Source organism: Lacrimispora sp., from assembly GCF_032078915.1.
Lineage (GTDB): Bacteria > Bacillota > Clostridia > Lachnospirales > Lachnospiraceae > Lacrimispora.
The window spans coordinates 227,323-231,533 of record NZ_DAMAUN010000001.1 but is presented as its reverse complement, the minus strand read 5'-3'; the positions used below and the strand labels follow the sequence as shown (position 1 = coordinate 231,533).

2 protein-coding genes are annotated in these 4,211 nt (G+C 43.2%); both read left to right on the top strand.

The genetic code is table 11. The features are described 5' to 3' along the window. Positions 1-858: penicillin-binding transpeptidase domain-containing protein (locus RT269_RS01090; RefSeq protein WP_313180159.1), on the top strand; the 858-nt coding region annotated here is incomplete at its 5' end. A gap of 13 nt (positions 859-871) precedes the next feature. Then, positions 872-2,989: a penicillin-binding transpeptidase domain-containing protein gene (locus RT269_RS01085; protein WP_313180158.1), complete on the top strand. Its 2,118-nt coding sequence runs from the start codon at positions 872-874 to the stop codon at positions 2,987-2,989. Positions 2,990-4,211 lie beyond the last annotated feature (1,222 nt).

The window sequence follows — 4,211 nt, the reverse complement described above, 5'->3', positions numbered from 1 at the left end:
GGATCCACCTTTAAACCGGTAACGGTAATTGCAGGACTGAATGAAGGGGCCATCAGTACAGATACCAGTATCGTATGCACCGGCGTATTTGATAAGGTACAGCCGCCTCTGCGCTGCTGGAAACGGTCAGGACACGGACCGATTCTCTCCAGTTCCGATGCCCTTAAAAATTCCTGTAATGTTTATCTGTCCGAAATCACATACCGGCTGGGAACAGGAGAGGACGGGTTGTTTTCAGAAGAGAAAGGATTAAATAAGCTTCGGGAGTATGCCGGTTTGCTTGACCTGGATAAAAAGACAGGCATTGAAATCGGGGAGGCGGAACCTCATGTAACGGATCGGTTCGCCATACCTTCATCCATCGGACAGGGAACCCATAACTATACGACGACACAGATTGCGCGGTATACCTCGATATTGGCTAACCATGGGAACAGCTATGATCTTTCCCTGATTTATAAAGTGACAGATTCAGATGATAATACGATCCAGTCCTTTACGCCTGCACTTCAATCCAATGTTTCAATTCCGGACTACATATGGAATGATGTGGCTAAGGGTATGAATGAGCTGGTAAAAACCAATGCAACCTTAAAAGATTTAAAAGTGAATGCAGCCGGAAAGACCGGGACGGCAGAGGAATCCAAAAGCCGGCCAAACCACGGACTTTTCATAGGATATGCCCCGTTTGAGGATCCGCAGATAGCCGTTACTGTACGGGTTGCCAATGGCTACAGTTCCGGCAATGTGGTCGGGGTAGGAAAAGAGATATTCAATTATTACTTTCATCTGGAAGACCCCGCTGATATTCTTACCGGGACTGCTTCCGGCGTTTCCAATAATCTGCGGACGGATTAACAGGAGGTATGCGATGAGGCATAGAAAAAGGAGATTTTTATTCAGTACTGTTTGCACACTTGTTATTTTGCTGACTGGTTTGGCAGGGGCGGTTCTGTTCTTTTGGATTCAGGAGAAAATCGAAGCGTCAAAGAAAAAGCCTGATGAGTTGTTCCTGGAATATGTGGAATGCCTTTCTAAGGCAGACTATAAGGATATGTATGGGATGTTAGATGATCAGAGTCATCTAAATATCAGTGAAGAGGATTTTATCACCAGGCATAAAAATATCTACGAAGGAATTGAAAGTTCCGGAATAACCGCCCAGATCGGGCAGGTAGCAGAAAAAGACGGGGAAGCTGCGGTCAGCTACAATATGAGCCTTGACAGTGTAGCAGGAGAAATAAACTTCAGCAATCAGGTAAAGTTCCGTAAGGAAAAGAAAAAAGGCTATCAGATGGTATGGGACGACAGCGTGATCTTTCCGGAGCTGGGGCGTTCTGATAAGGTGAGAGTATCAACGGATAAGGCAAAGAGAGGAAGCGTTTTTGACAGGAACGGACTGCTTCTGGCGGGAAAGGGCACCGCTTCCTCCGTAGGCCTGGTTCCCGGAAAAATGAGTGAGGATTCTGCCGGAGATCTGGAGACCCTTGGGAACCTCCTTGGAATGTCTGCGGATGCAATCGGGAAGAAACTGTCAGCCAAGTGGGTGAAAGAAGATTCTTTTGTGCCTTTAAAAACCATTAAAAAGGTAGATGAGCTCAATTTAAATTCCATGGAACCCCGGGAGGACAATGTTAAAAATAAGGAATTCCAGGATGAACTTCTGGCTGTTCCCGGAGTCTTAATCACAGACACGGAAGTACGCTATTACCCATTGGGAGAGAGTGGAGCCCATCTGGTGGGATATGTCCAAAATGTGACGGCAGAGGATCTGGAAAAGCATCCGGATGAGGATTATCTTTCGGACAGCGTGATTGGAAGGAGTGGGATGGAGGCCTTGTTTGAGAAGGAACTGAAAGGAACCAATGGACGGACTATTACCATTACTGATTCCGGCGGGACCGTTAAGAAGACCCTGGCTGCAAAACCGAGGGTAGATGGAAGGGATATCACCCTGACCATTGACAGCACCCTTCAGGATGAGATTTATCAGGCATTCAAAGAGGATAAGAGCTGTACGGTCGCCATGAATCCTTTTACCGGTGAAGTGCTGGCTCTTGTCAGCACGCCCTCCTACGATGACAATGATTTTATCCTTGGAATGTCTGAAGAAAAATGGGCTTCATTAAATGATGACGAAAGAAAGCCCATGTTCAACCGGTTCCGCCAGAGATTTGCTCCGGGATCTTCCTTTAAGTCCATAACCGGTGCCATTGGGCTTACTACCGGAGCGATTGACCCCAATGAAGACTTTGGAAGGGAAGGGTTAAGCTGGAGAAAGGATGAAAGCTGGGGGAATTACTATGTCACTACCCTTCATGATTACAGCCCAGCGATACTGGAGAATGCATTTATTTATTCGGATAACATTTATTTTGCAAAGGCTGCTTTAAAAATCGGATACGATGATTTCATGTCCGGTCTGGATAAACTGGGGTTTAATCAGGAGATTCCTTTTGATATTTCTGTAACAAAGTCTCAATATTCCAATACGGAACGGATCGAAACTGAGGTTCAGCTGGCTGACAGTGGATACGGACAGGGCCAGATGTTAGTTAATCCCATACACTTGGCATCGCTTTATACCATGTTTGCCAATCATGGAAACGTCATAAAACCGTATTTGCAGTATAAAGCGGAACCAAAGCCGGAAGTCTGGCTGCCGGAGGCATGTACCCCGGAGATTGCGGACAGGATACGGACTGCTCTCAGTAAAGTAATCAGTTCCGAACACGGTACCGGGCACGCAGCTTACCGAAATGATATTGAGCTTGCGGGAAAGACGGGAACGGCTGAGATCAAGGCATCAAAAGACGACAGAACCGGTACGGAGCTTGGCTGGTTTGCTGTCTTTACAACAGATCCAAATCTGGAGACTCCCATTCTTCTTGTCAGTATGACTGAGGATGTGAAGGATCGGGGAGGAAGCGGATATGTGGTGAGAAAGGACAAAGCTATTTTAAATTCTTATATTCCAGGGGGGCAGTAAATAGAGGGCTGCCGTAACGGTTTGAATTTGGTATTCGCCTTCCTTTCTTTCGTTGAAATTCGTTTTTATTATCAATATGATATCAAGAAACTATGCATAAACATACACTAAAAATCCCTGAGAGCAAAAATTAGAGATTTTTAGTGTATGTTTTTGCGATTTTTTTGCCTGGCTGGGGAGAGGCCATATATTTATAGGGAGAGACCATATATTTATTAAATGCAGAATATATGTTAGAAGCGTAAGAAGGATAATGTAGGATCAGAGATTATTTCGTAGCAATGTGTGTAACAGTTTAATGATCCGAATAAACTGATAAGCGGTAAACATTTTATGCCATAATGAACCTTTAACGCGGTATTAATTGAATATTAATAAAAGATTGGTCATCAATAGATATTGTTGAATTCCTTCTTTGTATTTAGATAAATGTTTAAAATAATCTTATGCCAGAAATGTTTAAAGGAAAATAAATAAAATAGTTTTACAGCTAAAGAAATCAAAGTTAAAAATTCAAATTAAAGAGGAGAAATAATATGTCGAGTATAAATAAAACATCATTAGGATTAAATATATGGGAAGCATCAGATAAGCCGGTAAGATTAGATTTTATCAATGATAATGTTATTATTAATAGATGATATCTGAGCTAAACAGCAATATAATGACAAAGGCAAATACAAGTAACATTATATTTAATAATCTATTGTAAGACTAAATAGAAAGGTTTGGTTAAAGACTTTATTTTATAAGAATGGGTATTCACCACGGCAGAAAATATCAGTTTAGCCTTTCTTGAATATAATACATTAGGCGCTTAATTGCGCTATTAAATAAATTTTTAGGAGGAAGTTTATGCATCTTGGAAAATTTCAAGAAGTGAATATATGCCATTGCGGAGACGCAAAAAAGTGTTCATGTAATAAATGTTCCAATCAAGAAAATATAACTTGTAAATCTTGCCCTTGTAAATGCTGTCGTTGTGTAGGATCTACCGGACCCACTGGGCCTACCGGACCTGCTGGAGCTCAAGGACCAACCGGGCCTACCGGACCTTCTGGAGCTACTGGAATTCAAGGACCTACCGGTCCAACCGGACCTGCTGGAGCTCAAGGACCTACCGGGCCTACTGGACCTTCTGGAGCTACTGGAATTCAAGGACCTACCGGTCCTACTGGACCTGCTGGAGCAACCGGTGCTCAAGGGCCTATCGGACCAACCG